Below are 23,942 nucleotides of genomic sequence, written 5' to 3'. Positions count from 1 at the left end.
CCGTTGACGTCACCGACCCGGGGCGTCTCACCGCCCGGGGAGAAGGCGTCGTGCCAGCGTACGCCGGGGCCGAACGACGACCCGTTCGACAGGGCCACGTAGACGTCAGCGCTGGCGCCCTGGGTGAAGGTGATGATGTCGTCCATGCCGTCGCCGTTGACGTCGGCCACGGCCGGGACCTCGCCCGCCGGCGCGAACCAGTCGTGCCATTTCGCCCCGGTGCCGACGAACGACGAGCCGGTGGACAGGGCCACGTAGACGTCGGCGTTGGCGTCCTGGGTGAAGGTGATGATGTCGTCCTTGCCGTCGCCGTTGACGTCGCCGACGAGCGGCGTTTCCGAGCCGGGGGCGAACCAGTCGTGCCATTTGCCGGTGGCGCCGAGGCCGCCCCCGGTGGACGGTGCGACGTAGACATCGGCCAGTGAACCGCGGGTGAACGTGATGAGGTCGTCCCGGCCGTCGCCGGTGAAGTCGCCGGTCATCGGCGTCTCACCGGGCAGCGCGAACAGGTCGTGCCACTTCGCCCCGCCGCCGAACACCGAGCCAGTGGAGGCGCCGACGTACACATCGGCCGACGGCGTCTGCGTGAAGACCACGATGTCGTCGCGGCCGTCACCGGTGAGGTCGGTCGAGGCGCCGGTCTGCACCGTGCCGGCGAAGTCGCCGTAATAGACCTCCAGTTCGGCGATCGACGTGAACCGCGCGGTGCCGCCCGATGAGCCGATGACACGTACGCCGTCGCCGTCGACCGGGTCGAACCCGAGGGTGTAGGTGCGGAACGCGCCGGCGGTGTTGTCGTACGGGTACGCCGGCGTCACCTTCAGGCCGCGTACGTCGAGCCACTCGTTTTCCCGCCGCACCTGCACGCGGAGGCCCCCGCCGAACCAACCGCCGTCGGAGAACATCGCTCCGGTGGTGTAGACGACCTTGTTCATCAGGTAGCGGCGTGGCCAGGTGTAGCCCCACCAGCTCTCCGTCTTGCGCTCGTCGTTCCAGTCGTCCTCGCTCAGGTCGCGGCGCCCGTCGTTGTAGTACGCGGTGTTGCCGAAGTGGTTGGCCCGTTCGATGCGGACGGTGCCGGCCTCCCGGGCGAGGTTGCGGCCGGGGTCGTAGCCGTTGGTGGCGGTCGTCGGGGTGAAGGGTTGCAGCGTCATCCGCCGCAAGGAGTAGGTGTACACGGAGGTGCCGCCGCCACCGCAGGGGCAGACGTTGGACTGGATCCACAGTGATCGGCCGTCGGCACTGATGTACTTGGACGGCAGGGTGGTGGCGTATCCGCCGTGCTTGGCGGTGGTCCACGGGTAGCCGCCGAAGTCCTTGGTGGCGAACCGCCGCCAGGGGCCCCACGGGGTGGGCGACTCGTAGAACTCGAAGGTGTACTCGGTCCACGAGGTGTAGAGGTAGCGGTTGAGCGGTTGGTCGTAGACGACTCCGCCCTGGCTGATCACGCTCAGGTTGCGGACGTGCCCGGCGGTGATGACGTCGGGGTAGATGCGGCGGTCGTCGTGCAGCACCGCCGATCGCCGGGTGATGTCCGAGGTCCACAGCGGGTTGCCGGCGGTATCGAAACCGGAGACGAACTGCCAGGTCGAGCGGTTCTGCACGGAGCCGCGCGGCACCCGGGCCAGGTAGACGTCAACCGGGTCGGCGACCCGGTCGCTGAACGAGTCCCGCCAGTTGCCGTCCAGCCCGTACGCGTAGACGTAGCCGTCGATCGCGTTGGCGTAGTTCCGGCCGAAGTCGAGGAACATGATCGTGGTGAAGATCCCGTTGCCGAACATCGGCGCCGAGCGGTCCCACGTCCAGGTCCGCCCGTGGTCGGTGGAGCGGGCGATGGTGGCGGCCGGGGCGTCGTCGAAGTCCAGGGCGAGGTCCTGCACCGCGAGGTAGAGCGAGCCGTCCGCGCACGCCATGCCGGTCGGCTTGCGGGTGTGGTTGGGCGTCCACACCTGGCCGACCTGGTCACCGAGGGCGAGGGTGGTCCCGGTCAGCGAGCCGGGCACGCCGCTGATGCGGTTGACCCCGATGTCGGCGAAGGTGGCGCCGAATCCCTTGCCGTCGCCGTGCGCGGCGTAGACGTTGTCGTCGTCGGACCAGCAGTTGGCCCACAGGTCGCCGTCGCCGTTGGCCTGTGTCGTGGCGTGCTGCTCGATGTCAACGGTGGAGAAGAAGGAGCTCGTCGGCAGCGAGCCGGACGCGGCGGTCCGCCAGGGCGGCGCCGTCGGGGCCGGCAGGGCGGCGGCGAGGACGCCGACGGCCAGGACGGTCGCGGTGATGGTGTGACGTAGGCGCATCGCGCACTCCCGTGGGCGGGGGGCAAGGTGAGCAATCGATTTCTGCGAAAATTACATTCACGAGCCTGGTTGGTCAAGGTCGAGGAGTGGCCTCAGGGGCGCCAAATGCGTGCCTGGCCTTGATCCATGGCCGTGGCGGCGCTGCTGCCACCCGCCGGAGGGCGGCCCGCTTGAGCGATGGTGTGCGGCAATCGCGAAAACGATTTCTTGACGCCTAGTCATCGATGGTTGTAAGTTCGCCCGCAACCTGTCCGCTTCGCGATTGATCCCTATCTATCATCCGGCCTGCGCGGCGCGGGCATGATCCCCCGCGCCCGCTTGGGCACCCTCGTCCTCGGAGCAGCCATGCGAAGACTTCGCGCCATCCTCGGCACCCTTCTCCTCGTCGCGGGCCTGGCCGTCGGCGTCACTGCCACCCCCGCCCAGGCCGCCTGCTCGTACATCCCGCCCACCGCCGACCCGTCGGTGCTGCTCGTCGTGCACCGAGTCGGTAAGAACGTCGTGGTCAACGACAAGGTGCTCCTGGCCGGGTTCGAGGCCGGCTGGGTCGAGTCGCACATGAACAACCTCGCCTGTGGCGACAAGTCGTCGCTGGGGGTGTTCCAGCAGCGCTGGGACTACGGATGGGGCGCCCCGGAACAGATCATGGACCCGGTCTACGCGGCGACCCAGTTCTTCACCCGCGCGGTCACCTGCGATCGGAACCACCCGACGTACAGCCCCGGGCAGGTGGCGCAGTGCGTCCAGGGTTCGGCCTTCCCCGACCGTTACGACCAGGCGCAGGGGACCGCCCAGGGCTTGATCGCCACCGCGCGCCGCTACGCCGAGATGACGGCGGGCTCACCGACAGACTTCCATGGCGACGGCAAGGAGGACATCGTCGCCTTCACCCAGGGCTCGCTGGCCGACGTCTACGTCGGCAACTCGACCGGGTACCAATTCCTCGAACCCTCCGAGAAGTGGAACGACTTCTTCTCCGTTGGCGGGGAGACCGCGCTGACCGGCGACGTCAACGGCGACGGCAAGGACGACGTCATCACCTTCGCCCACGGGTCCACCACCCAGGGAGCGTCCAACACGGCGGTGGGGGGCGACGTCTATGTCGGACTCTCCACCGGCACCGGCTTCCTCGCCGGCGCCAAGTGGCACGACTGGTTCGCCCCGGCCGCGGAGATCCCGGCCGTCGGGGACGTGAACGGTGACGGCAAGGACGACATCGTCACCTTCACCCACGACCAGGACGGCCGCGGCGACGTGTACGTGGCGCTCTCCACCGGCACGTCGTTCGGGCCGGGCCTGAAGTGGAACGACTGGTTCGCCCCAGCCGGCGAGTACCCGGCGGTCGCCGATGTCAACGGCGACGGCAAGGCCGACATCATCACCTTCACCCAGGGCTCGTCGAGCGCCTCCGACGTGTACGTCGGCCTCTCCACCGGCTCGTCCTTCGCCGCCGGCGTGAAATGGCACGACCTCTTCGCGGTCGGCAACGAACTGCCGCGCGTCGGGGACGTCAACGGCGACGGCCGGGCGGACATCGTGACGTTCACCTGCGACGCCAACGCCGACGCCTACGTGGCGCTGTCGAACGGGTCGGCATTCGTCGGCACGACGGTGAAGTGGAACGACTTCTTCTGCCTCGGCGGCGAGTTCCCGTACCTGTCCGACGTCAACGGCGACGGCAAGGACGACGCCGTCGTGTTCACCAAGGGCTCGACCAACGACGTGTACGTGGGGCTCTCCACCGGCAGTGGCTTCCTCGGCGGCGCGAAGTGGCACGACTTCTTCGGCCTCAACGGCGAGACGACCCTGTGACGACCTCCGCGGCGGCGACGCCCGGACAGCTCGATGGAGGAACGATGAGAACACGAAGACTGCTCGGAGTCGCGGTGGCGGCGGCCGTCGCCCTGGCGGCCAGCCCCGGCACCGCCACTGCCCGGCCGGCCTCCGGCACCGGCCTGGACGCCGTATTCGCCACGGCCTCGGCGCGCTACGACGTGCCACGGGACCTACTGATGGCGATCGGCTACAGCGAGACCCGCCTCCAGGACCACCGGGGCCTGGCCAGCCAGGACAACGGCTACGGCCCGATGCACCTGGCGAGCAACCCCACCAACCACAGCCTGGAGAAGGCCGTGACGCTCACCGGCCTGGCCACGGTCGCGCTCCGCACGGATGTCGCGGCCAACGTCCTCGGCGCGGCCGCCGTGCTGTCCGCGTACGCCGACGAGGCCGGGCTGAGCCGCGCGGACCGGGACCGGATCACGGCCTGGTACCCGGCGGTGGCCGCCTACGCCGGCGCCCGCGACGACCGGACCGCGCGGCTGTCCGCCGACTACGTCTACCAGCTCCTGCAGCGGGGCGTGCCCGGGCGGTTCGCCGCGCACCGCGCCGCGCCGGAGCTCGGCCGTTACGCCCAGGTGCGCCCGGCCGGCGAATTGTCCACGGCCTCGCCCGCGCCGTCGACGCTCGCGGCGGCGGTGCCGCAGTACCCGCCCGCACACTGGGTGCCGGCGAGCACCGCCAACTACTCGGCCGGCCGGTCGTCGGCGATCACCACGATCGTCATCCACGTGACCCAGGGCTCGTACGCCGGCACCATCAACTGGTTCCAGAACCCGTCGGCGCAGGTCAGCGCCCACTACGTGGTGCGCTCCGGCGACGGTGACATCACCCAGATGGTGCGGGAGGAGGACACCGCCTGGCACGTGCGCGACGCCAACCCGTACTCGGTGGGCATCGAGCACGAGGGCTACGTGGACCAGCCGTCCTGGTTCACCGACTCGATGTACCGCTCCTCGGCCGGGCTGACCCGCTACCTCGCCGACAAGTGGGGGCTGCCGCGCGACCGCAACCACATCAAGGGACACAACGAAATGCCCGGCAACGACCACACCGACCCGGGTCCGAACTGGAACTGGAACTACTACATGTCCCTGGTCAACTCCGGCGGCGGCCAGTACCTCGGTGGTTCGCCGACGGACTTCTCGGGCGACGGCAGGGACGACATCGCGACCTTCACGCTGGGTTCGCTGAACGACGTGTACGTGGCGACGTCGACGGGTTCGTCGTTCGCCGGGACGTCGGTGAAGTGGAACGACTTCTTCGGGCTGAGCGGGGAGAAGGTGTCGTCGGGGGATTTCAACGGTGACGGCAAGGACGACATCATCACGTTCACCGGCGGATCCCTGGGCGACGTGTACGTGGGGCTGTCGACGGGGTCGTCGTTCGCCGCGGGGGTGAAGTGGCACGACTGGTTCGCGCCGGGTGCGGAGGTGCCGGCGGTGGGGGACGTGAACGGTGACGGCAAGGACGACATCGTCACGTTCACCCACGACGCGGTGGGGGACGTGTACGTGGCGTTGTCGACCGGCACGGGCTTCGGGCCGGGGGTGAAGTGGCATGACTGGTTCGCGCCGGCGGGCGAGTTCCCGGCGGTGGGGGACTTCAACGGTGACGGCAAGGACGACATCGTGACGTTCACGCAGGGGCCGGCGACCGCCGCGGACGTGTACGTGGCGCTGTCCAGCGGGTCGGACTTCGGGCCCGGGGCGAAGTGGCACGACCTGTTCTCGATCAGTGGGGAGCAGCCGCGGGTGGGTGATGTCAACGGTGACGGCAAGGACGACATCGTGACGTTCACCTGCAACGCCGACGCGGATGTCTATGCGGCGACGTCGAACGGGTCGGCGTTCGTGGGCACCACGGTGAAGTGGAACGACTTCTTCTGCCTGGCCGGGGAGTTCCCTTATCTGGGTGACTTCAACGGTGACGGCAAGGACGACATCGTGGTGTTCAGCAAGGGCTCGACCAACGACGTGTACGTCGGTCTGTCCACCGGCACCGGGTTCCAGGGCGGCGCGAAGTGGCACGACTACTTCGGCCTGACCGGCGAGACAACCTTCTGAGACCACCGACATCCGCCGGCCGGGAGGGGCCCACCCTCCCGGCCGGGGCTCTCGATCTCCTCCTCTTCCCGAATGGAATCCCTGATGCTCGCTCGCATCGTTGCCGCGCTGGTGCTCGCCGCCGGCGCCCTGACCGCCCCACCCTCCGCCGGGCCACTCCGGGCCGCAACGGTGCCGGCCGCCGCGGTGCAGGCCGCCCCGGCCAACGGCCCGGTCGGCTGGGACGTCTACCGACGGTTGGACCTGTTGCCGGTGCTGACCACCGGCGCGCAGACCCGGCAGTTCTCCAGCTTCGGCCGCGACGGCTCCAACGACGACGGCTTCTCCGGGCGGTACTCCTGCCTGCGTAGCCTCAACGGCTGCGTGATCGCCGAGGACACCGGTGCCGGTGAGGTGGAGTCGATCTGGTTCACCCGCGACAACGGCGACGTCACGGCGACCGGCTGGATCAGGATCCAGCTCGACGGGATCACGGTCGTGGACACCAGCTTGCAGAACCTCGTCAACGGCGGTCTCGGTGCGCCGTTCGTCGCGCCGCTGGTGGCCAACGCCGACCAGAACTCCGGCGGTGTGGCCATCAAGGTGCCCATGCCCTACCGCAGTTCGATGCGGATCACCACCCAGAACAACCCGCTCTTCTACCACGTGACCTACCGGAGATTTGCCGACGCCCAGGGGGTGGACACCTTCAACCCTGGCGATCCCGCGTCCGACGTGCTCGGCAACCTGGCCGCCGCCGGCACCCGCGACCCGAAGCCGGCCCAGCCTGGCGCCTCGACCGTGAGCACCAGCGTCAACCTCGCCCGCCAGTCGTCGGCGACCCTCGCGACCCTCACCGGCCAGCGCGCCATCTCCGCGCTGCGGCTGCGGATCCCGGACAACCTGACGAGCGAGGCGATGCTGGCCGGGCTCCGGCTCAGGATCAGCTTCGACGGCCGGCAGACGGTCGACGCCCCGGTCGGCGAGTTCTTCGGCTCGGGGCTGGGGGAGCGGCCGGTCAGGTCGCTGATGTTCGCGATGGACACCACCGTGGGCGGCTGGTACAGCGCGTGGTGGCCGATGCCGTTCCTGAGCAGCGCCACGGTCAGCCTGGCGAACACCACCGGCACCAGCGTCAACGGGGTGGCGGCGGAGATCACCTCGGCGCCGCACGCGCTGACCGACTTCGGGTACTTCACCACCCAGGCGCGCTCCGGCGCGGTCACCGACGGCCGGGACTGGACGTTCGCCGACCTGCCCGGGCGCGGGCGGTTCGTCGGCGTCACCCAGACCGTGCACGGGCGGATCACGAGCGGCAACACCCGCAACTACCTCGAGGGCGACGAGCGGGTCCACGTCGATGGTTCGACCAGCCCGGCGCTGTACGGCACCGGCACGGAGGACTTCTACGAGTCCGGCTGGTACTTCAACCGGGGCACCTACAGCGGGGCGTTCACCGGCAACCCGGCCCACCTGCTGGGCTCCGGCGGGTGCGGCTACGAATGCGACTCGGCGTACCGGCTGATGATCGGGGACGCGGTGGCGTACGCCGCCGGGCTGCGGTTCGGCATCGAGCACGGCCCGGCCGACGACATGCCGGCCACCTACGGGTCGACCGCCTACCTCTACACCCAGCCGACGGTGAGCATCCGGCAGACGGCCGCGGTCTCCGCCGGTGGCGGCACCACGCTCACCTCCGTCTTCGAGGGCGACGACGATTCGACGACCGTCACGGACCAGGTGCGCGCCTCGTCCGCCGCGGTGAGCCTGGCGCTCGCCATCGACGCCACCAACCAGGGCGTACGCCTACGCCGCACCTCCGACCAGCAGAACGGCTACCAGAGCGCCGCGGTGTCGGTCGACGGCCAACCGGCCGGCGTGTGGACGCAGCCGCTCGGCAACCCGGGCCAACGTTGGCTGACCGACGAGTACGCCCTGCCCGCCACCCTGACCGCCGGCAAGTCGTCGATCACGGTGACCCTGTCGCCGCAGGCCGGCTCGCCGGCCTGGACGGCCAGCCGGTACAGCGCGCTGTCCGTGGTGCCGCCGTACACCGACACCACCGCCCCGGCGGCCGTGACGGGTCTGGCCGTCGGCGGAGGCCGGGTCCACGCCCTGGCCCTGTCCTGGTCGCCCGCCACGGACGATGCCGGGGTCACCCAGTACCGGGTGTACTCGTCGACCTCGTCGGCCGTCGCGATCACGGCGAGCAACCTCGTCGGGACCACGACCGGCACGTCCTTCCGGCACGGCCCGCTGCCGGCCAACCAGACCCGCTACTACCGGGTGGTCGCCGTCGACGGCGCTGGCAACGCCGGTCCCGGTTCGGTCACCGTGTCCGGGACGACCCGGACCCGCAACATCAGTGACGTCGACGGCGACGGGCGCGACGACGTACTCGACTTCACCCGCGGCGGCACCGCGGACGTCCACACCGCGCTCTCGTCGGGCTCGTCCTTCGGCCCCGCCGAGAAGTGGCACGACTGGTTCGCGGCCGGCCAGGAGATCCCGTACACCGGTGATGTCAACGGCGACGGCCGGGCCGACGCGATCACCTTCACCCGGGGTGGCACGGCCGACGTCTACGTGGCGCTGTCCACCGGGTCCGGGTTCGGGCCCGGCGTGAAGTGGCACGACTGGTTCGCCGTGGACCAGGAGGTCCCGGCGGTCGGTGACGTCAACGGCGACGGGCTCACCGACATCATCACCTTCACCCGGGGCGGCACGGCCGACGTCTACGTGGCGCTGTCCACCGGGTCCGGGTTCGGGCCCGGCGTGAAATGGCACGACAACTTCGCCATCGGCACCGAGACGCCGCAGGTCGGTGACGTGGACGGCGACGGCCGCGACGACATCGTCACGTTCACCGGCGGCACCTCCGCCGACGCCTACGTGGCGTTGTCCGACGGGACGCGGTTCGTGCAGAACGGCTGGCTGTGGTCCGGGCAGGTGGCCGGGGACGGGCAGGTGCCGGTGCTGGCGGACGTCGACAACGACGGCCGCGACGACGTGGTCGCCTTCACCGGCGGCACCGCCGCCGACGTGTGGGTGTCGCGGTCGACCGGCACGGCGTTCGGTACGGCGGTGAAGTGGCACGACTGGTTCGCCGCGGGCACCGAGGTCCCCGGTGCGGCCGATGTCACCGGCGACGGGCGGGCCGACGCGGTCTGCTTCACCCGGGGCACCACCGCCGACGTCTACGTCAGCCTCTCCGACGGCACCCGGTTCGTGCAGAACGGCTGGCTGTGGTCCGACCAGTTCGCGCCCGACACCGATCTGCCGCGCCCCTCCGCGGTCCTCGGCTGAGCACATCATGGCCGGGAGGACGGTGAGCCGCGCCTCCCGGCCAGCCTTCGCGGCTCGGACTGATTCCGCCGCCTCAGCGCGGCCGGCTGGAACTCTCCCGCGCCTGAAGCCCGGTCCGGAGGGTGACCGTCGAGGGCGTTTTCGCCGGGTTCGTGATGCGTTCGGTGAGCAGCAGGGCGGCCGTCCGGCCGAGGTCGTACGTGGGCTGCGAGACGGTGCTCAGGGACGGCTTGACCAGGTGCGCCCAGGGGATGTCGTCGAACCCGATGACGCCGAACCGGTCCGGAACCGGGATGCCGCGGTCGACCAGGCACTCCATCGCGCCGACGGTCATCAGGTTGTTCGTGGCGAAGACGGCGTCGGGCGGCTCGGCCTCGTCCAGCAGCGACGCCATCGCCCGGTACCCGCCCTCTTCCCGGAAGTCGGCGAAGCGGATCAGCTGATCCGCCGGCCGGACACCGCGCGACCGCAGCGCCTGCTGGTAGCCGCGCAGCCGGTCGGCGGCGGTGGAGATCCGGCGCGGACCGGTGATGCAGGCGACCCGCTGGTACCCGCCGTCGAGGAGGTGTGCCGTGGCCAGCTCCGCCCCGTGGGCGTTGTCGACGAGCACGGTGTCCAGGTTCCCGCCGCGAATCTGCCGGTCGATCGCGACGACGGGGATCTGCGCCTCGATGAGGCGGTTGACCACGCTCGCGCGGCCGGAGGTGGAGATGATCACGCCGGCCATCCGCTGGGCCACCGCCGCGGCGATGTAGCGGGATTCCTTCTCCGGGTCCTCGTCGCTGTTGCACAGCGCCACCGAGTAGCCGGATTCCTGCGCGACGTCCTCCACCCCGCGGACCATGGCGGTGAAGAAGGGGTTGCCGATGTCGGAGATGATGACCGCCCAGAGATTTGTCTGGTTCAGTCGGAGGTTGCGCGCCACGGCATTCGGTCGGTAGCTGAGCTCCTGCATCGCCTGCTGGACGCGCGCGGCCATGACGGGATCCACGGAAGCTCGCCCGTTCAGCACCCGCGACACCGTCGCCGGCGACACCTGGGCGTGCCGCGCCACGTCGTAGATTGTCGTCATCGGCCTCCTGTCGTTGGCGTCCGCCGACGCCGCTGATCACCCACCGGGCGACAGCGGTGATCGCCGGGGCGGGTTGCCAGCATTCTACTGCTTAGCAATCGATTTCCAAGTGGTCGGCCGGAGGCCGTGCCGGCCGAGGCGTGTGTACCGCCCCAGTTGCCGGTCGGGGTCGCCTCGCCGTCGTGCCCCGAGGGTGGGCGGTGCGGCGGCGCGGGGGCCGGGGCTTGAGCGGTATGAGCAGCGATTATCCTCCCACGCGGGCAGTCACGCCGGGCGGGGTCGGCAACCGGTACCGAGCGCCGGCCGTCGTCGCCGCCGAACGCCGAGGGGTGCGAAGGGTTGACTCGTCCCGGGTCGGCTCGTACATTGCTGAGAAATCGATTGCTCGCCTGCCCCACCACCTCCCGTCGGCGCAGCAAGGGCCACCCCAAGGCCCTGGTCCGCGGTGGATTCCCCCACACCAACAGAGAGGCGTTGCGCATGTTTCGCTCGGACCTACCGTCCCCGGCCTCCGTCCGGCCTCCCACTCAACTCAGCCGCCGGTCGCTGCTGCGCGGCATCGGCGGCGGCCTGGTCGGCGCCACCCTGCTCGGCGCCACGCCGCTGCTGTCGGCCTGTGGCAGCGACAGCAGCAGCGGTGGTGGCGACGCCAAGGAGCTGACCTTCTGGAACTTCTACGGCCCCAACCCGGACGGCAACCCGCAGAGCAAGTGGTTCGTCAACCTGGTCGACACCTGGAACAAGAACAACGACGTCAAGATCAAGCTGCACTACCTGCCGGTCACCGAGTACCTGGGCGGCACCGCCCTGCAGACCGCGTTCTCCTCCGGCAAGGGCCCGGACATCTTCATCATCAGCCCCGGCGACTTCCTGCGGTACTACAACGGCGGGGTGCTCACCGACCTCACCCCGCACCTGGGCGCGGACGCGATCTCCGACTTCAGCGACGGCGTGCTGGACACCCGCAAGGTGAACGACAAGGTCTACGGGCTGCCGATGGAGGTCGAGCCGCTGGCCATGTACTACAGCGTGGACGCCTTCGAGAAGGCGGGCCTGTCCGAGGGCGACCTGCCCAAGACCTGGGACGCGCTGCTCGACGTGGCCGGCAAGCTGACCAACCCGAAGCGGTTCGGGGTCATGTTCGAGACCGCTCCCGGCTACTACCAGAACTTCACCTGGTACCCGTTCATGTGGATGGGCGGTGCCTCGGCGATCCCGGAGAACGGCAAGCCGGGCTTCAACACCGAGGCGGTGCACAAGGCGCTCGGACTCTGGCAGGACGCGGTCAAGTCGGGCGCGGCGCCGAAGAAGACCAAGGCCGAGGGGGGCGGCAACCTGCCCGCGCACCTCGGCGCCGGCTACTGCGCGATGCAGCAGAGCGGGATCTGGTCGGTCTCCCAGATGGAGACCGACGCCAAGAACGTGAAGTACGGCGTCTTCCCGCTGCCGGTCCCGGCCGTCGGCACGTATACCACGGACATGGGTGGCTGGGCGTTCGTGGCCAACGCCAAGGGCGGCAACCCGAAGGCGGCGGCGAAGTTCATCGCCTGGGCGCTCGGTTCGACCGACGCCGACGGCGTCGAGCGGATGCGCCAGTGGAACACCGTGGTGAAGACCAACATCCCGGCGCGCACGTCGGTCAAGGACGCCGCGACCAAGGCGGGAGCCTTCGAGAAGCCGGCGCTGAAGGTCTTCATGGAGCAGGTGGCCCCGGGCGGCCGCGGCGAGCCGCGCTACACCCCCGAGGTCTACAAGGCGATCTCCGACGCGATCCAGGCGACCATGCTGAACGGCGCGAACCCCGCGCAGGCGGCCGCTGACGCGGCCGGCAAGATCGACACCTTCCTCAAGGGGTACAAGGGCGCCCCGATCCTGTAACGGATCGCTCACGCCCGGATGCCCGGGCACGGAATCAGTCAAGGAGCGCAGTCACCATGACAGTCGTTCAACGACAGAGCCCGGGCCGCACGGCCCGGCCGGGGGATGCGCCCCGGTCGGGCCCGGCGAGGGGCTCGCTGGCCGGGCGGCGACGCCGGGAGGCCCTCGCCGGCTACGCGTTCGTCGCGCCCGACCTGTTGGGCCTGCTCGTCTTCGTCGGGCTGCCGATGGCGCTCGCGCTGGGCGTCTCGCTGTACGAGGCGGACGGCTTCGGCGGATACACCTTCGTCGGGCTGGACAACTTCCGCCTGATGGCGTCGGACGACCAACTCTGGCAGAGCCTGCGGGTCACCGGAACGTACGTCGTCGCGTTCGTCCCATTGTGTTTCGTGGTCAGCCTGGGGTTGGCGCTGCTGGTGCGCGACCACTTCCCCGGCGTCAGCGGGGTACGCGCGGCGCTGTTCGCGCCGAACGTCATCAGCCTCGTCGTGGTCGGCATCGTCTGGCAGTTCCTGCTCATCGACAAGCAGGGCATGCTGTCCAACGTGCTACGCCCGGTGGGCCTAGGCGATGTGTCGTTCCTCGGCAGTCCCGGCCTGGCGATGGTCACCTACATCCTGATCAGCGTGTGGTTCTTCATGGGCTACAACATGCTGATCCTGCTCGGCGGGCTGAAGGACATCCCCCGGGAGTACACCGAGGCGGCGATGATCGACGGCGCCAGCTCCTGGCAGCGGTTCCGGCACATCACCTGGCCGATGCTGCGGCCGACCAGCTTCTTCGTGGTGGTCAACTCGATGGTCGGCGCGGTCACCGGCCTGCAGGCCTTCGACCTGGTGTACGTGCTGACCCGGGGCGGCCCGGCCAACAGCACCTCCACGGTGGTCTTCTACATCTACCAGCAGGCCTTCGGCTTCAACCACTACGGCTACGCGTCGGCACTGACCACCGTCGTGGTGGCGTTCCTGGTCGTCACCACCGGCATCATGTTCGTCGCGACCCGAGGAGGCCGGTTCCATGCCGAGTGACACCGCCACCCACGCCCTCCGCCCCCGGCCGCGTATCGGGGTGCGGGCGCTGGTCGCGTACCTGATCGCCGCGCTGACCGTCGCGCCGCTGCTGTGGTTGCTGGTCACCGTGTTCAAGCCGGGCGACGAGGTCTTCCGGCCGGGGCTGCCCAGCCGGCTCACCCTGGACAACATCACCTACGTGCTCACCCAGATCCCGCTGGGCCGGTACGTGCTCAACAGCGCGGTGGTCTCGGTGGCGGTCACGGTGGTCGCGCTGGCCCTGCACTCGATGGCGGCCTACGCGCTGGCCCGGCTGCGCTTCCCGGGCCGGCAGCTGATCTTCAGCCTGATCATCTCGACGCTGCTGGTGTCGCTGCCGGTGATCCTCGTACCGCTGTTCCTGGTGGTGAAGCAGCTCGGCCTGTTGGACAGCTACGCCGGCCTGATCCTGCCGGCGATCTTCCACGCGTTCGGCATCTTCCTGCTGCGCCAGTACTACCTCAACATCCCGAGAGAGCTGGAGGAGGCCGCCGACCTCGACGGCTGCGGTTACTTCCGGCGCTGGTGGACCATCGTGCTGCCGTTGAGCAAGCCGGCCCTGGCCTCGCTGAGCGTGCTGTTCTTCCTGGCCAACTGGAACGCCTTCCTCTGGCCGCTGATCGCCACCCAGGACCCGAACCTGCGGATGGTGCAGGTCGGCATCTCCACCCTGCAGGGCCAGTACGTCTCGGGCTGGCACTACGTGCTCGCCGCGACCGTCGTCGCCGCCGTCCCGACCGTGGTCGCCTTCCTCATCGGCCAGCGCTGGCTGGTCGACGCCATCAAGACCTCCGGTCTCAAGTAGTCACACGTTACGTAAGGAAACGAGATGAGTTACGGCCAGTTTGGTTCCAGCCTGCGCGACCTGCCCCGACTGCGGACGAGTCGCCGGCGCCGGGCCTCGAGCTGGGACCGCACCGGCGGCAACGACGACCGGCTCACCGTCGCCCCCGGCAGCACCGCGCTGCTGGCCGACATCGACGGCCCCGGATCGATCAACCACATCTGGTGCACCGTCGCCCTGCCGCACCGCGACGTCCCCGACGCCGTCGAGAGCGACTACCTGCGTCGACTCGTGCTCCGCATCACCTGGGACGACGCGGCAAGCCCGAGCGTGCTGGTGCCGCTCGGTGACTTCTTCGGCATGGGGCACGGCAAGACGGCCAACTTCGTGTCGGCGCCGTTGCAGATGAGCCCGCAGGACGGCAAGGCCTTCAACTCGTGGTTCCACATGCCGTTCGCCCGGCACGCGCGCGTCGAGCTGATCAGCGAGCTCGAGCACGAGCCGGTGTACTTCTACTACTACGTCGACTACGAGCTCTTCGAGCCCGCCGCCGCCGACGACATCACCGCCGGCCTGGGTTACTTCCACGCCCAGTGGCGCTGCGAACGGCCGACCGACGGCGTGCCGCAGGGCACGGAGAGCAACCGGCAGTTCCAGGTCGAGGGCACCAACCTGACCGGCGACGGCAACTACGTCATCCTCGACGCGGTCGGCCGGGGGCACTACGTCGGCTGCGTCCTCAACATCCGCAACCTCCGCCAGACCAGCGACTGGAACTGGTACGGCGAGGGCGACGACATGATCTTCATCGACGGTGAGCCGTTCCCTCCGTCCCTGCACGGCACCGGCACCGAGGACTACTTCAACACCGCGTGGTGCCCCACCCAGACGCATCACGCGCCGTACCACGGCATCACCCTGCCGGGCGGCGAGAACTGGAGTGGCGAGATCTCGCTGTACCGGTTCCACGTCGAGGACCCGGTGACGTTCACCGAGTCGATCCGGGTGACGATCGAGCACGGTCACGCGAACAAGCGATCCGACGATTTCTCGTCGGTGGCGTACTGGTACCAGACCCTGCCGCATCGTCCCTTCGACCTGATGCCGGTCGCCGAGCGGATCCCCTTCCCGGCCCGCTGACGAGGGCGACGCACCGGCGGCCGCCTCGGCGGTCGCCGGCGCTTCACCCGATCACGCTCACCTGAGAAATCGATTTCTGAAAAGGTGGATCACATGGGGGTTTCGGCCGTCATCGGCGTGGACATCGGCACGTCGAGCAGCAAAGGCGTGCTCGTCGACCTCGACGGGCGGCTCATCCGCTCCTGCACCCGGGAGCACGACGTCGACCGGCCCCAGCCGGGCTGGGTCGAGATGGACGCCGAGGTCTGGTGGCAGGAGTTCGTCGCCATCACCCGGGAACTCCTGGCACCCGGCGATACGGACGTCGCTGCCGTCGGGGTGAGTGGCATGGGCCCGTGCGTACTGCTCACGGATGCTGCCGGCACACCGCTGCGGCCAGCCATCCTGTACGGCATCGACACCCGATCGACCCGCCAGATCGCGACGCTCAACGAGCGGTTCGGCGGGGACGAGATCCTGCAGCGGTGCGGCTCGGCCCTCTCCAGCCAGGCCGCGGGCGCGAAGATCGCCTGGATCGCCGAGACCGAGCCGCACCTCTTCACGCGGGCCCGCCGCCTGTTCATGCCCAGCTCCTGGCTCGCCTTCCGGCTCACCGGCCGGTACGTGCTCGACCAGCACTCCGCCAGCCAGTGCACCCCGCTCTACGACACCGAGAGCCGGGCCTGGTACCAGCCCTGGGCCAGCGAGATCGCACCCGACCTGGTCCTTCCGCCGCTCGGCTGGGCGGGCGACGTGGCCGGCGGGGTGACTGCGGAGGCGGCCGCCGTCACCGGACTGCCACCCGGCATCCCGGTGATCACGGGCACCATCGACGCCTGGTCCGAGGCGATCAGCGTCGGCGCCCAGGGCGTGGGCGACCTCATGCTCATGTACGGCACCACCATGTTCCTGGTCAACACCGTGCCGAACCGGCTGACCAGCCCGTCGCTGTGGGGAACCGTCGGCGCCCTGCCCGACACCCGCAACCTCGCCGCCGGCATGGCGACCTCGGGCGCCATCACCCGCTGGCTGCGTGAGCTGTTCGGCTCACCCGACTACCCGGAGTTGCTGCGTCTCGCCGAACGCTCCGGACCCGGCGCCCGAGGGCTGCTCATGCTGCCCTACTTCGCGGGGGAGCGCACGCCCATCATGGACCCGGAAGCCCGCGGTGTCATCGCCGGCCTCACCGTCTCCCACACGCGCGGCGACCTGTACCGGGCCGCGCTCGAGGCGACCGGGCTCGGCGTACGCCACAACATCGAGACCATGGCGGCGGCCGGCGGCGAGATCCGCCGGGTCGTGGCGGTGGGCGGTGGCACCCAGGGCGAGCTCTGGACCCAGATCGTCTCCGACATCACCGGGCGAGCCCAGCTGATCCCCGCGCAGACCATCGGCGCGAGCTTCGGCGCGGCGTTCCTCGCCGCGCAGGTGATCAGCGACGTCTCGATCGACGTGTGGAACCCGATCCGCGAGGTCCGGACTCCCCGCCCCGAGCTCACCGCCGACTACGACGAGCTCTACGCCCTGTACCGCCAGCTCTACGCCGGCTCCCGAGATGTCGCCCACGGCCTCGCCGCCCGGCAGGCCCGCCTGATGGCCCCAGCCCCAGTCCGCACTCACCACGAAGTACGCACCGAAGGAGTCGCCCGATGACCACCTACACGTTGCCCGTGACGGCCGCGCGTCCCAAGGCCGAACCCGGCACGGTCTACACGGTTGCCAGCGGCGACCTCCGCCCGAGCGCCAACGTCACCTGCTGGCCGGTACAGCAGAAACTGGAGTCCGACCTCACGGCGGCCGTCACCGCGCTCGGTTGGCAGGTGCGGCGCGGCCACGAGTACGACGCCGACAAGGGCCATGGCTTCATCGACAGCCAGCGCGCCGGCATCGAGATCTTCAAGCGGCTGCCGGACGACGCGCCCCTGATCGTGGCGGAGGGGGTCTGGCAGTACAGCCACCATGTCCTTGCCGGCCTCCGCAGCCACCAGGGGCCCATCCTGATCGTGGCGAACTGGAGCGGCCAGTTCCCCGGTCTGGTCGGCCTGCTCAACCTCACCGCCAGTCTCACCAAGGCGGGAGTGCGGCACTCCGTGCTCTGGAGCGAGGACTTCACCGACGAGTGGGCGCTCAAGGGGCTGAAGACCTGGCTGGAGACGGGCGAACTCTCCCACGACCTGAGCCACGTCCGCGACCTGCCCGCGCTGCCGGCGAGCCCGGAGGTCCAGCTCGGTACGGCGCTCGCCGCGCAGCTGTCGACCGAGAAGGCCATCATCGGCGTCTTCGACGAGGGCTGCATGGGCATGTACAACGCCATCATCGACGACGAGCTGCTCAACCCGCTCGGCATCTACAAGGAGCGGCTGTCGCAGAGCGCGCTCGTCGCGGAGATGGCCCGAGTGAGCGACGCGGAGGCCCAGGCGGTGCGCGCCTGGCTGGACGACGCCGGCATGACCTTCCACCTCGGCACCGACGAGGCCACCGAGCTGACCGAGCAGCAGCTGCTCAGCCAGTTCAAGATGTACGTCGCGGCGCTGCGCATCGCCGACGACTTCGGCCTTGACGCGGTGGGCATCCAGTACCAGCAGGGACTGAAGGACACCGTTCCGGCGAGCGACCTGGCGGAAGGGCTGCTGAACAACGTCCAGCGCCCGCCGGTGCGCAGCCGCGACGGGAGCCGAGAGCTGTACGCGGGCGCGGCGCTGCCGCACTTCAACGAGGTGGACGAGGGGGTCGCCGTCGACTCGCTGGTCACCAACCGGATCTGGACCGCGATGGGGCTCGACCCGGCCACCACGCTGCACGACATCCGCTGGGGCGAGCGGTACGGGGACGACTTCGTCTGGGTCTTCGAGATCTCCGGGTCGGTGCCCGCCTCCCACAACGGTGGCTACGACAAGTCGTACAGCATGCGGCAGCCGCCGATGTACTTCCCGCTCGGCGGCGGCACCCTGAGCGGCGTGTCGAAGCCGGGCGAGATCGTCTGGTCCCGGGTCTTCATCATGGACGGTGTGCTGCACGTCGATCTGGGCCGCGGCACCGTGGTCGAGCTGCCCGCGGAGGAGACCGAGCGGCGGCTGGCCGCCACCACCCCGCAGTGGCCGATCATGCACGCGGTGCTCCACGGTGTCGACCGCGACCAGCTGATGGCTCGGCACAAGGCCAACCACCTCAACGTGGCGTACGCACCCGACGCCGCCACGGCGGACAAGGCGCTGCGGGTGAAGGCCGCCATGTTCGCCCAGCTGGGCGTGCGCGTGCATCTGTGCGGCGACGTCAATCTCTGACCGCCGTCCCGTCGGCCCCTCGACAGGTCGACGGACCGGTTCCGCCCACCGAGCGGCAGCCGCGCAGCCAGCCCGGCGGCCGCTCGGCGGGGGCCGGGGTGTGGCCGATGAGGCGGCCCAGGTCGGCACCGGGCGGCCGTCAGACCTTCCTCGGCGCCTGCGGGCGGCGAGGGTAGGGTCCTGACGGCGATCGGCTCGCGGAGAGGAACAGCGATGTGGCGAAATGCGGCCCGGAACAACGGTGGGACGCCGCACACCTCCGGTGGGTTCGGCCCGGCGCACCTGTTCGAGCTGCGCGTGCGTCCTGACTTCCGCAAGACGGTGGTGTTCGGGCTGGTCGCGCTGGCCGCGCTGATCGCCGGCTACGGGGTCGGTGGCGTACATGCCTCGGCGATCCGCAGCCGGCTCATCGCGTACGGCTGTGCCGTGGTCGTCGGCATCTTCGGTGTGGCCGGGAGCCGTACCGCCGCTCGGGAAGTGCACCGGATCGCGGTGGCGCGGGCCGGCGAGGCGGCCGGCACCCCGCTGCGGCTGGTGGTTCTGCTCGGGGGATACCTGGTCTCCGCCATCGTGGTGTGCGACCTGGTCGGCGTCGAGCTGAGCCAGCTTCTGGTCGGCGGCGCGATCACCGGCATCATCCTCGGTCTTGCCGCCCAGCCGGTGCTGAGCAACCTGTTCGCGGGCCTGGTGCTGCTGTTCGCCCGTCCGTACGTGCCGGGCCAGCGGGTCCGGGTGATGTCCGGCGCGATCAACGGCCCGCACGTCGGCGCCATCGTGTCGGCGGGATTACTGTACACCGTGCTGGATACCGCTGACGGGCCGCTGAACATCCCGAACTCGTCACTGCTCGCCTCGGCGGTCGGCCCGGCACCCACCGAGCCGAGCCCGGCCGAGGACGAGCTCTCGGAGCGGACCCCTTCCGGCGTGGTCGCGCCGCCGACCCAGGACGGCGCGGTCCTTGCCGCCGTCGTCGCGGGCGCCGAAGCCGGGCTCAGCGCCGGCGGCGAGGCCGGCCGCGGCAGCGACCGCAAGCACATTGACGCCTGACCGCGGCCGGCCCGGCTGCTTCGGTGTCGATAATCGGACAGTTGCCGCCGTGAGCGCTGTGGTGATCGACTTGCCGCGCGGGGCGCGGATACCCCTCTGACCTGGGCATATGCTGGATTCATGGTGGTGAGCGCCGCGGGCAGGACGAGCGGTCCGGCCGGCATCCGCGACAGCAGATGGCGGCGGAAATGCTTGCCTCAGCTTCCCGCCGACCGCAGGCGGTGTCGACCTCAGGCTTCCTGCCGCTCCGTGGCGCCGTGGGACGCGCCGGCTTGGGACTCACCGGCTTGCCGCACAGCCGAGCCGGGAGGGAATGCGCCATGGGGAACTTCTATGAACGGACCAGCCACCGCGTCTACGAGTTCGCCGTCCTCGTCACCGCGCGGGTCTGCTGGGCATGTTCTGGCCGGGACAACTCGGCACCGGCCTCGGCATCGAACTGGCCGCGGTGCTGATGCTGGGCGCGATCGCGGCGATGTACGTCGTCGCGGTGCTGGCCGTCGCCGGCGGGCAGGCGGTCGTGGCGGCGGCATTCGTCACCGCGGTGGCGGTCGGCTCCTGGCTGCGCTCGGCCGAGATCGTGCGGACCAACAGTCCGAGTACGGCGATCAGCAGCTGCACCCAGTACGGCGAACCGGGCGCCTGTGCGGTCGTCATGTCTGCTCCTCAGGACACGGACCGGCGCCGGCCTGGTTCAGTCGGATGAGCAACCGCAGGGTGGCGGCGCCAGTGGAATCGGCGTGCTCGCCGCGATCGCCGTGCAACGACGGAAGCTGAAGGCCGACACCGCGGGGGCGCTGACCGACGCGGCCCTGGCCCTGGTGCAGCCGCTGCGGACCCGGGTCACGGAACCAGCGCGGCCCTGTCCAATGATCCGCGGCGGCAGGGGCGCCCGCGGCGCGCTTGATCGGTAACCTGGACGGGTGCCCCCGCAGCTCCCTCATCCCGAGCCCGGCGTGCCGGATACGAGGGGTCCGATGTGGTACATCTGGTGGCTGGTCCGCTGCCAGCCGTGGCGGGTGCTGCGCGGTAGCCTGGTCGGTACGGCCTGGATGCTCGGGTTGTCGGTCCGGCCGTACCTCGTCGCCCGCGCGATCGACGATGGGCTGCGCGCGTCTGATCACCGGGCGTTGCTGTGGTGGGTGGCCGCGATCGTCGTCGCCGGGGTGGGCCTGGCGTACCTGGGCATCATGCGGCACCGCACGATGACGTTCGTCCGGGAGGACGCGTCGGCCCGCTCCGCGGCTGTCCTGCTGCGTCAACTGTCCCGGATCGGCGCCGTGCTGCCGCGCAGGCTCGCCGCCGGGGAGGTGGCCACCGTCGGCGGTGCCGATGTCACGAACACGTCGGCGGTGCTGACGATGACCGGGCCGGGCGTCGGAGCGGTCGTCGCGTACGCGGTCGTCGCCGTCGTACTGTGGTCGGTCTCCCCGCTCCTTGCGCTGTTCGTGCTGCTCGGCGTGCCCACGATGGCGGTGGTCGTCGGGCCGCTGCTGCGCCGCCTGGAACGGGTCGAGTCGGTCTACCGGCAGCAGCAGGGCGTCCTCACCACCCGCGCCGGAGACATCGTGGCCGGGCTGCGCGTACTCGCCGGGGTCGGTGGGCGGGGTCTGTTCGCCCGCCGGTACGCGGCGCGCTCCCAGCACCTGCTGACCGAGGGATACCGGGTCGGCGCCGTGAACAGCTGGATCGAGGCGCTGACGATCGTCATCCCGGGTCTCTTCCTGGCCGCCGTGGTGTGGTTGGCGGCGCGGATGGCCGCGGCCGGCGACATCACGATCGGGCAGATGGTCGCCGTCTACGGGTACGTGGCGATCCTCATCGTGCCGGTCTGGTTCCTGCTCGAGGGCGGCTACCAGCTGATCCGGGGCCGGGTCGCCGCCCGCCGGATCGTCGACCTGCTCAACCTGACCCCGGACGACGCCGCGCCGGCTGCGTGGGTCGGCGGGACGGGAGTCCTGCCCGCGCCGGACGGCCCCGCCGAACTGCGCGATCCCGCCACCGGGCTGGCGGTACCCGCCGGGCGGCTGCTCGCCGTCGCCGCCGATGACCCGGCCGAGGCCATCGCGCTGGCCGACCGCCTCGGGCGGTTCGTCGCCAGCGACGTGACCTGGGGCGGCGTACCGCTGGCCGGGATCGCGCTCGACGAGGTCCGGGCCCGGATCCTCGTCGCCGACCATGACTCGTACCTCTTCGCCGGCACGCTGCGGGAGATCCTGCGTACCCGGGCGGGCACCGGCGACGCCGATATCAGAGCGGCCCTGCATGCGGCGTCGGCGCGGGACGTCGCCGACGCCCTGCCCGACGGGCTCGCCACGCCGATCAGCGCCCGGGCCCGCACGCTTTCCGGCGGCCAGCGACAACGGGTACGCCTCGCCCGGGCACTGCTCGCCGAACCGGACGTACTGATCCTCGTCGACCCGACGTCGGCCGTGGACGCGCACACCGAGGCGCGCGTCGCGCAGCGACTCCGGGCGGCGCGGGCCGGACGAACCACTGTCGTGCTGGCCACGTCGCCGCTGCTGCTCGGGTGCGCCGACCGGGTCGCGCACCTGCGCGCGGGCCGGATCGTGGCCGCCGGCACCCACGTCGAGCTGCTCGAACAGGATCCGAGCTACCGGGCGCTGGTGTCCCGGGACAGCGAGTCCGCCGACGTCGACGGGGCGCTGTGGTGACCGGGCTCCCGGTCGCGGACCGGGCCACCGTCCGCCGGGCCGCGCTGAACCTCGTCGCTCTGGACCGTCGCGCGGTCGCCGTCGTGCTGGTCCTGCACGGCGCGGCCGCCGTCGCCGGCCTCGCCGCACCGCGGCTGCTGGGCAAAATCGTGGACGAGGTCGCCGCCGGTGCCGGTGCCGCCGCCGTCGACCGCCTGGCGCTCGCGATCGGCGGATGCGTGCTGGCCCAGGGGCTGCTCGCCAGGTACGCCCAGTACGCCGGCCACCGATTCGGCGAGCGCGCCGTCGCCCGGCTGCGCGAGGAGTTCGTCTCGCGGGCGCTCGACCTGCCCGTCTCCGTCGTCGAGCGCGCCGGCACCGGCGAACTCGCCACCCGCAGCTCGGTGGACGTGGCGACCGTCGGGACCACCGTCCGAGACGTGGTGCCCGTCATCGTCATCGCCTCGACCCAACTGGCGCTCCTCTTTGGCGCGATCTTCCTGCTGCACCCGCTGCTCGGCCTGGCCGCCATGATCGGGCTACCGTCGATCTTCGCGGTCACCCGCTGGTACCTGCGTCGCGCCAGGCCGGCGTACCTCGCCGAGGGGGCGGCGACCGCCGAGCTGACCGAGGCGTTGACCACGACCGCGGAGGGTGCCCGCACCGTCGAGGCGCTCCGACTGGGTGCCGACCGCATCACGTACGGCACGCGGCGCATCGGCCAGGTGTGGGCCACCCGCCGGGCGACCCTGGCCCTCCGGTCCGTCTTCTTCCCGGTGGTGGAGGCGAGCTACGCGCTGCCGATCGCCGCGGTGCTGCTCATCGGCGGGTTCTTCCTCTCCCGAGGAATGGTGACGCTCGGTGAGGTGGTCGCCGCCGCGCTCTATCTCCAACAGGCGATCGATCCCTTGGACCGGCTGCTGCAGTGGGTGGAGCAGGCGCAACGCGGCCTCGCCTCGTTCGCCCGCGTGCTCGGTGTCAGCCAGCAGGCCGAACCGGTCGCCCCGGCCACCACCGGGATACCGGAACCGCGCGGCACGGCGGGTACGCCGTCCGGGCGGCTCGTGGTGCGCGGCGCGAGATTCTCGTACGCCGACGGCCACGACGTGCTGCACGGGATCGACCTCGAGGTGCTCCCCGGCGAACGCCTCGCCATCGTCGGCCCGTCGGGTGCCGGGAAGTCCACCCTCGCCCGGCTGCTCGCCGGAATCGACCCGCCGCGCGAGGGCGTGGTGAGCCTCGACGGCCGCCCGATCACCGACCTCGACCCGGCCGAGCGGCGCCGCCGGATCGCCCTCGTCACCCAGGAGCACCACGTCTTCATCGGCTCGCTACGCGACAACCTCGCCTTCGCCGCGCCCGCCGCGACCGACGAACAGATGCGCTCCGCGTTGGTCGCCGTGGGCGCCGACTGGCACGCCGACCTGCCCGACGGCCTCGACACGCAACTCGGCGACGGCGCCCGCGAACTCGCTGCCGCCGACGCCCAACAGCTCGCGCTGGCCCGGCTCGTGCTCGCCGACCCGTACATGCTGATCCTCGACGAGGCCACCGCGTCGCTCGATCCGACA

General features: G+C 70.6%; 15 protein-coding genes. 13 read left to right on the top strand and 2 right to left on the bottom strand.

Annotation, left to right across the window (positions count from 1 at the left end; translation table 11 throughout):
* On the bottom strand, window positions 1–2,294 hold a 2,294-nt coding region (locus tag ONA70_RS20450), incomplete at its 3' end, for an FG-GAP-like repeat-containing protein (RefSeq protein WP_265008069.1).
* 345 nt (window positions 2,295–2,639) lie between these two features.
* On the opposite strand from ONA70_RS20450, the gene ONA70_RS20445 reads away from it, so the two are divergent.
* The 3 genes from ONA70_RS20445 to ONA70_RS20435 all read left to right on the top strand — a co-directional run bounded on the left by ONA70_RS20445 (window position 2,640) and on the right by ONA70_RS20435 (window position 9,484).
* Window positions 2,640–4,106 carry an FG-GAP repeat domain-containing protein gene (locus ONA70_RS20445; protein ID WP_265008068.1) on the top strand — a complete coding sequence of 489 codons (1,467 nt, stop codon included), beginning with the start codon at window positions 2,640–2,642 and terminating at the stop codon, window positions 4,104–4,106.
* A 44-nt stretch (window positions 4,107–4,150) separates the two neighbouring features.
* A complete protein-coding gene (locus ONA70_RS20440) occupies window positions 4,151–6,199 on the top strand; it encodes an N-acetylmuramoyl-L-alanine amidase (RefSeq protein WP_265008067.1) in 2,049 nt (682 codons plus the stop codon).
* 84 nt (window positions 6,200–6,283) lie between these two features.
* The gene (locus ONA70_RS20435; RefSeq protein ID WP_265008066.1) at window positions 6,284–9,484 is read left to right on the top strand and encodes a DUF2961 domain-containing protein; all 3,201 of its coding nucleotides are present in this window, start codon (window positions 6,284–6,286) and stop codon (window positions 9,482–9,484) included.
* A gap of 73 nt (window positions 9,485–9,557) precedes the next feature.
* Here ONA70_RS20435 and ONA70_RS20430 read toward each other — a convergent pair whose 3' ends face one another.
* A complete protein-coding gene (locus tag ONA70_RS20430) occupies window positions 9,558–10,556 on the bottom strand; it encodes a LacI family DNA-binding transcriptional regulator (RefSeq protein WP_265008065.1) in 999 nt (332 codons plus the stop codon).
* A gap of 480 nt (window positions 10,557–11,036) precedes the next feature.
* Here ONA70_RS20430 and ONA70_RS20425 point away from each other — a divergent pair, with 480 nt between their 5' ends.
* The 10 genes from ONA70_RS20425 to ONA70_RS20380 all read left to right on the top strand — a co-directional run.
* Window positions 11,037–12,434, top strand: a complete 1,398-nt coding sequence (locus tag ONA70_RS20425; protein WP_265008064.1) for an ABC transporter substrate-binding protein — start codon at window positions 11,037–11,039, stop codon at window positions 12,432–12,434.
* Window positions 12,435–12,490: 56 nt separating this feature from the next.
* A complete protein-coding gene (locus ONA70_RS20420; RefSeq protein ID WP_265008063.1) occupies window positions 12,491–13,462 on the top strand; it encodes a carbohydrate ABC transporter permease in 972 nt (323 codons plus the stop codon).
* On the top strand, window positions 13,452–14,288 hold the full coding sequence (locus ONA70_RS20415) for a carbohydrate ABC transporter permease (protein ID WP_265008062.1): 837 nt from the start codon (window positions 13,452–13,454) through the stop codon (window positions 14,286–14,288). Before ONA70_RS20420 ends, ONA70_RS20415 begins: the two co-directional genes overlap by 11 nt.
* A gap of 24 nt (window positions 14,289–14,312) precedes the next feature.
* The gene (locus tag ONA70_RS20410; RefSeq protein WP_265008061.1) at window positions 14,313–15,407 is read left to right on the top strand and encodes a glycoside hydrolase family 172 protein; all 1,095 of its coding nucleotides are present in this window, start codon (window positions 14,313–14,315) and stop codon (window positions 15,405–15,407) included.
* A 93-nt stretch (window positions 15,408–15,500) separates the two neighbouring features.
* Window positions 15,501–17,039, top strand: a complete 1,539-nt coding sequence (locus ONA70_RS20405) for an FGGY-family carbohydrate kinase (RefSeq protein ID WP_265008060.1) — start codon at window positions 15,501–15,503, stop codon at window positions 17,037–17,039.
* Window positions 17,036–18,670, top strand: coding sequence for a fucose isomerase (locus tag ONA70_RS20400; RefSeq protein ID WP_265008059.1), 1,635 nt, complete (start codon window positions 17,036–17,038; stop codon window positions 18,668–18,670). Before ONA70_RS20405 ends, ONA70_RS20400 begins: the two co-directional genes overlap by 4 nt.
* A gap of 213 nt (window positions 18,671–18,883) precedes the next feature.
* Window positions 18,884–19,717 (top strand): mechanosensitive ion channel family protein, encoded by an 834-nt coding sequence (locus ONA70_RS20395; protein WP_265008058.1) that lies wholly within the window; start codon window positions 18,884–18,886, stop codon window positions 19,715–19,717.
* A gap of 397 nt (window positions 19,718–20,114) precedes the next feature.
* Window positions 20,115–20,423 (top strand): hypothetical protein, encoded by a 309-nt coding sequence (locus tag ONA70_RS20390; protein ID WP_265008057.1) that lies wholly within the window; start codon window positions 20,115–20,117, stop codon window positions 20,421–20,423.
* Between the two features lie 271 nt (window positions 20,424–20,694).
* Window positions 20,695–22,392 (top strand): ABC transporter ATP-binding protein, encoded by a 1,698-nt coding sequence (locus ONA70_RS20385; protein ID WP_265008056.1) that lies wholly within the window; start codon window positions 20,695–20,697, stop codon window positions 22,390–22,392.
* The coding region (locus tag ONA70_RS20380) for an ABC transporter ATP-binding protein (protein ID WP_265008055.1) at window positions 22,389–23,942 on the top strand (1,554 nt) is incomplete at its 3' end. The genes ONA70_RS20385 and ONA70_RS20380, both read left to right, overlap by 4 nt.

It is taken from the genome of Micromonospora yasonensis, from assembly GCF_026013475.1.
In the GTDB taxonomy this organism is placed as follows: domain Bacteria; phylum Actinomycetota; class Actinomycetes; order Mycobacteriales; family Micromonosporaceae; genus Micromonospora; species Micromonospora yasonensis.
Note: the sequence above shows the minus strand (reverse complement) of the source record. Positions and strands in the feature narration are given on the sequence as shown.

Coding starts and splice junctions, on each gene's coding strand:
- ONA70_RS20445 (WP_265008068.1), top strand. CDS start 2,640: ATGCGAAGACTTCGCGCCATCCTCGGCACCCTTCTCCTCGTCGCGGGC.
- ONA70_RS20440 (WP_265008067.1), top strand. CDS start 4,151: ATGAGAACACGAAGACTGCTCGGAGTCGCGGTGGCGGCGGCCGTCGCC.
- ONA70_RS20435 (WP_265008066.1), top strand. CDS start 6,284: ATGCTCGCTCGCATCGTTGCCGCGCTGGTGCTCGCCGCCGGCGCCCTG.
- ONA70_RS20430 (WP_265008065.1), bottom strand. CDS start 10,556: ATGACGACAATCTACGACGTGGCGCGGCACGCCCAGGTGTCGCCGGCG.
- ONA70_RS20425 (WP_265008064.1), top strand. CDS start 11,037: ATGTTTCGCTCGGACCTACCGTCCCCGGCCTCCGTCCGGCCTCCCACT.
- ONA70_RS20420 (WP_265008063.1), top strand. CDS start 12,491: ATGACAGTCGTTCAACGACAGAGCCCGGGCCGCACGGCCCGGCCGGGG.
- ONA70_RS20415 (WP_265008062.1), top strand. CDS start 13,452: ATGCCGAGTGACACCGCCACCCACGCCCTCCGCCCCCGGCCGCGTATC.
- ONA70_RS20410 (WP_265008061.1), top strand. CDS start 14,313: ATGAGTTACGGCCAGTTTGGTTCCAGCCTGCGCGACCTGCCCCGACTG.
- ONA70_RS20405 (WP_265008060.1), top strand. CDS start 15,501: ATGGGGGTTTCGGCCGTCATCGGCGTGGACATCGGCACGTCGAGCAGC.
- ONA70_RS20400 (WP_265008059.1), top strand. CDS start 17,036: ATGACCACCTACACGTTGCCCGTGACGGCCGCGCGTCCCAAGGCCGAA.
- ONA70_RS20395 (WP_265008058.1), top strand. CDS start 18,884: ATGTGGCGAAATGCGGCCCGGAACAACGGTGGGACGCCGCACACCTCC.
- ONA70_RS20390 (WP_265008057.1), top strand. CDS start 20,115: ATGTTCTGGCCGGGACAACTCGGCACCGGCCTCGGCATCGAACTGGCC.
- ONA70_RS20385 (WP_265008056.1), top strand. CDS start 20,695: ATGTGGTACATCTGGTGGCTGGTCCGCTGCCAGCCGTGGCGGGTGCTG.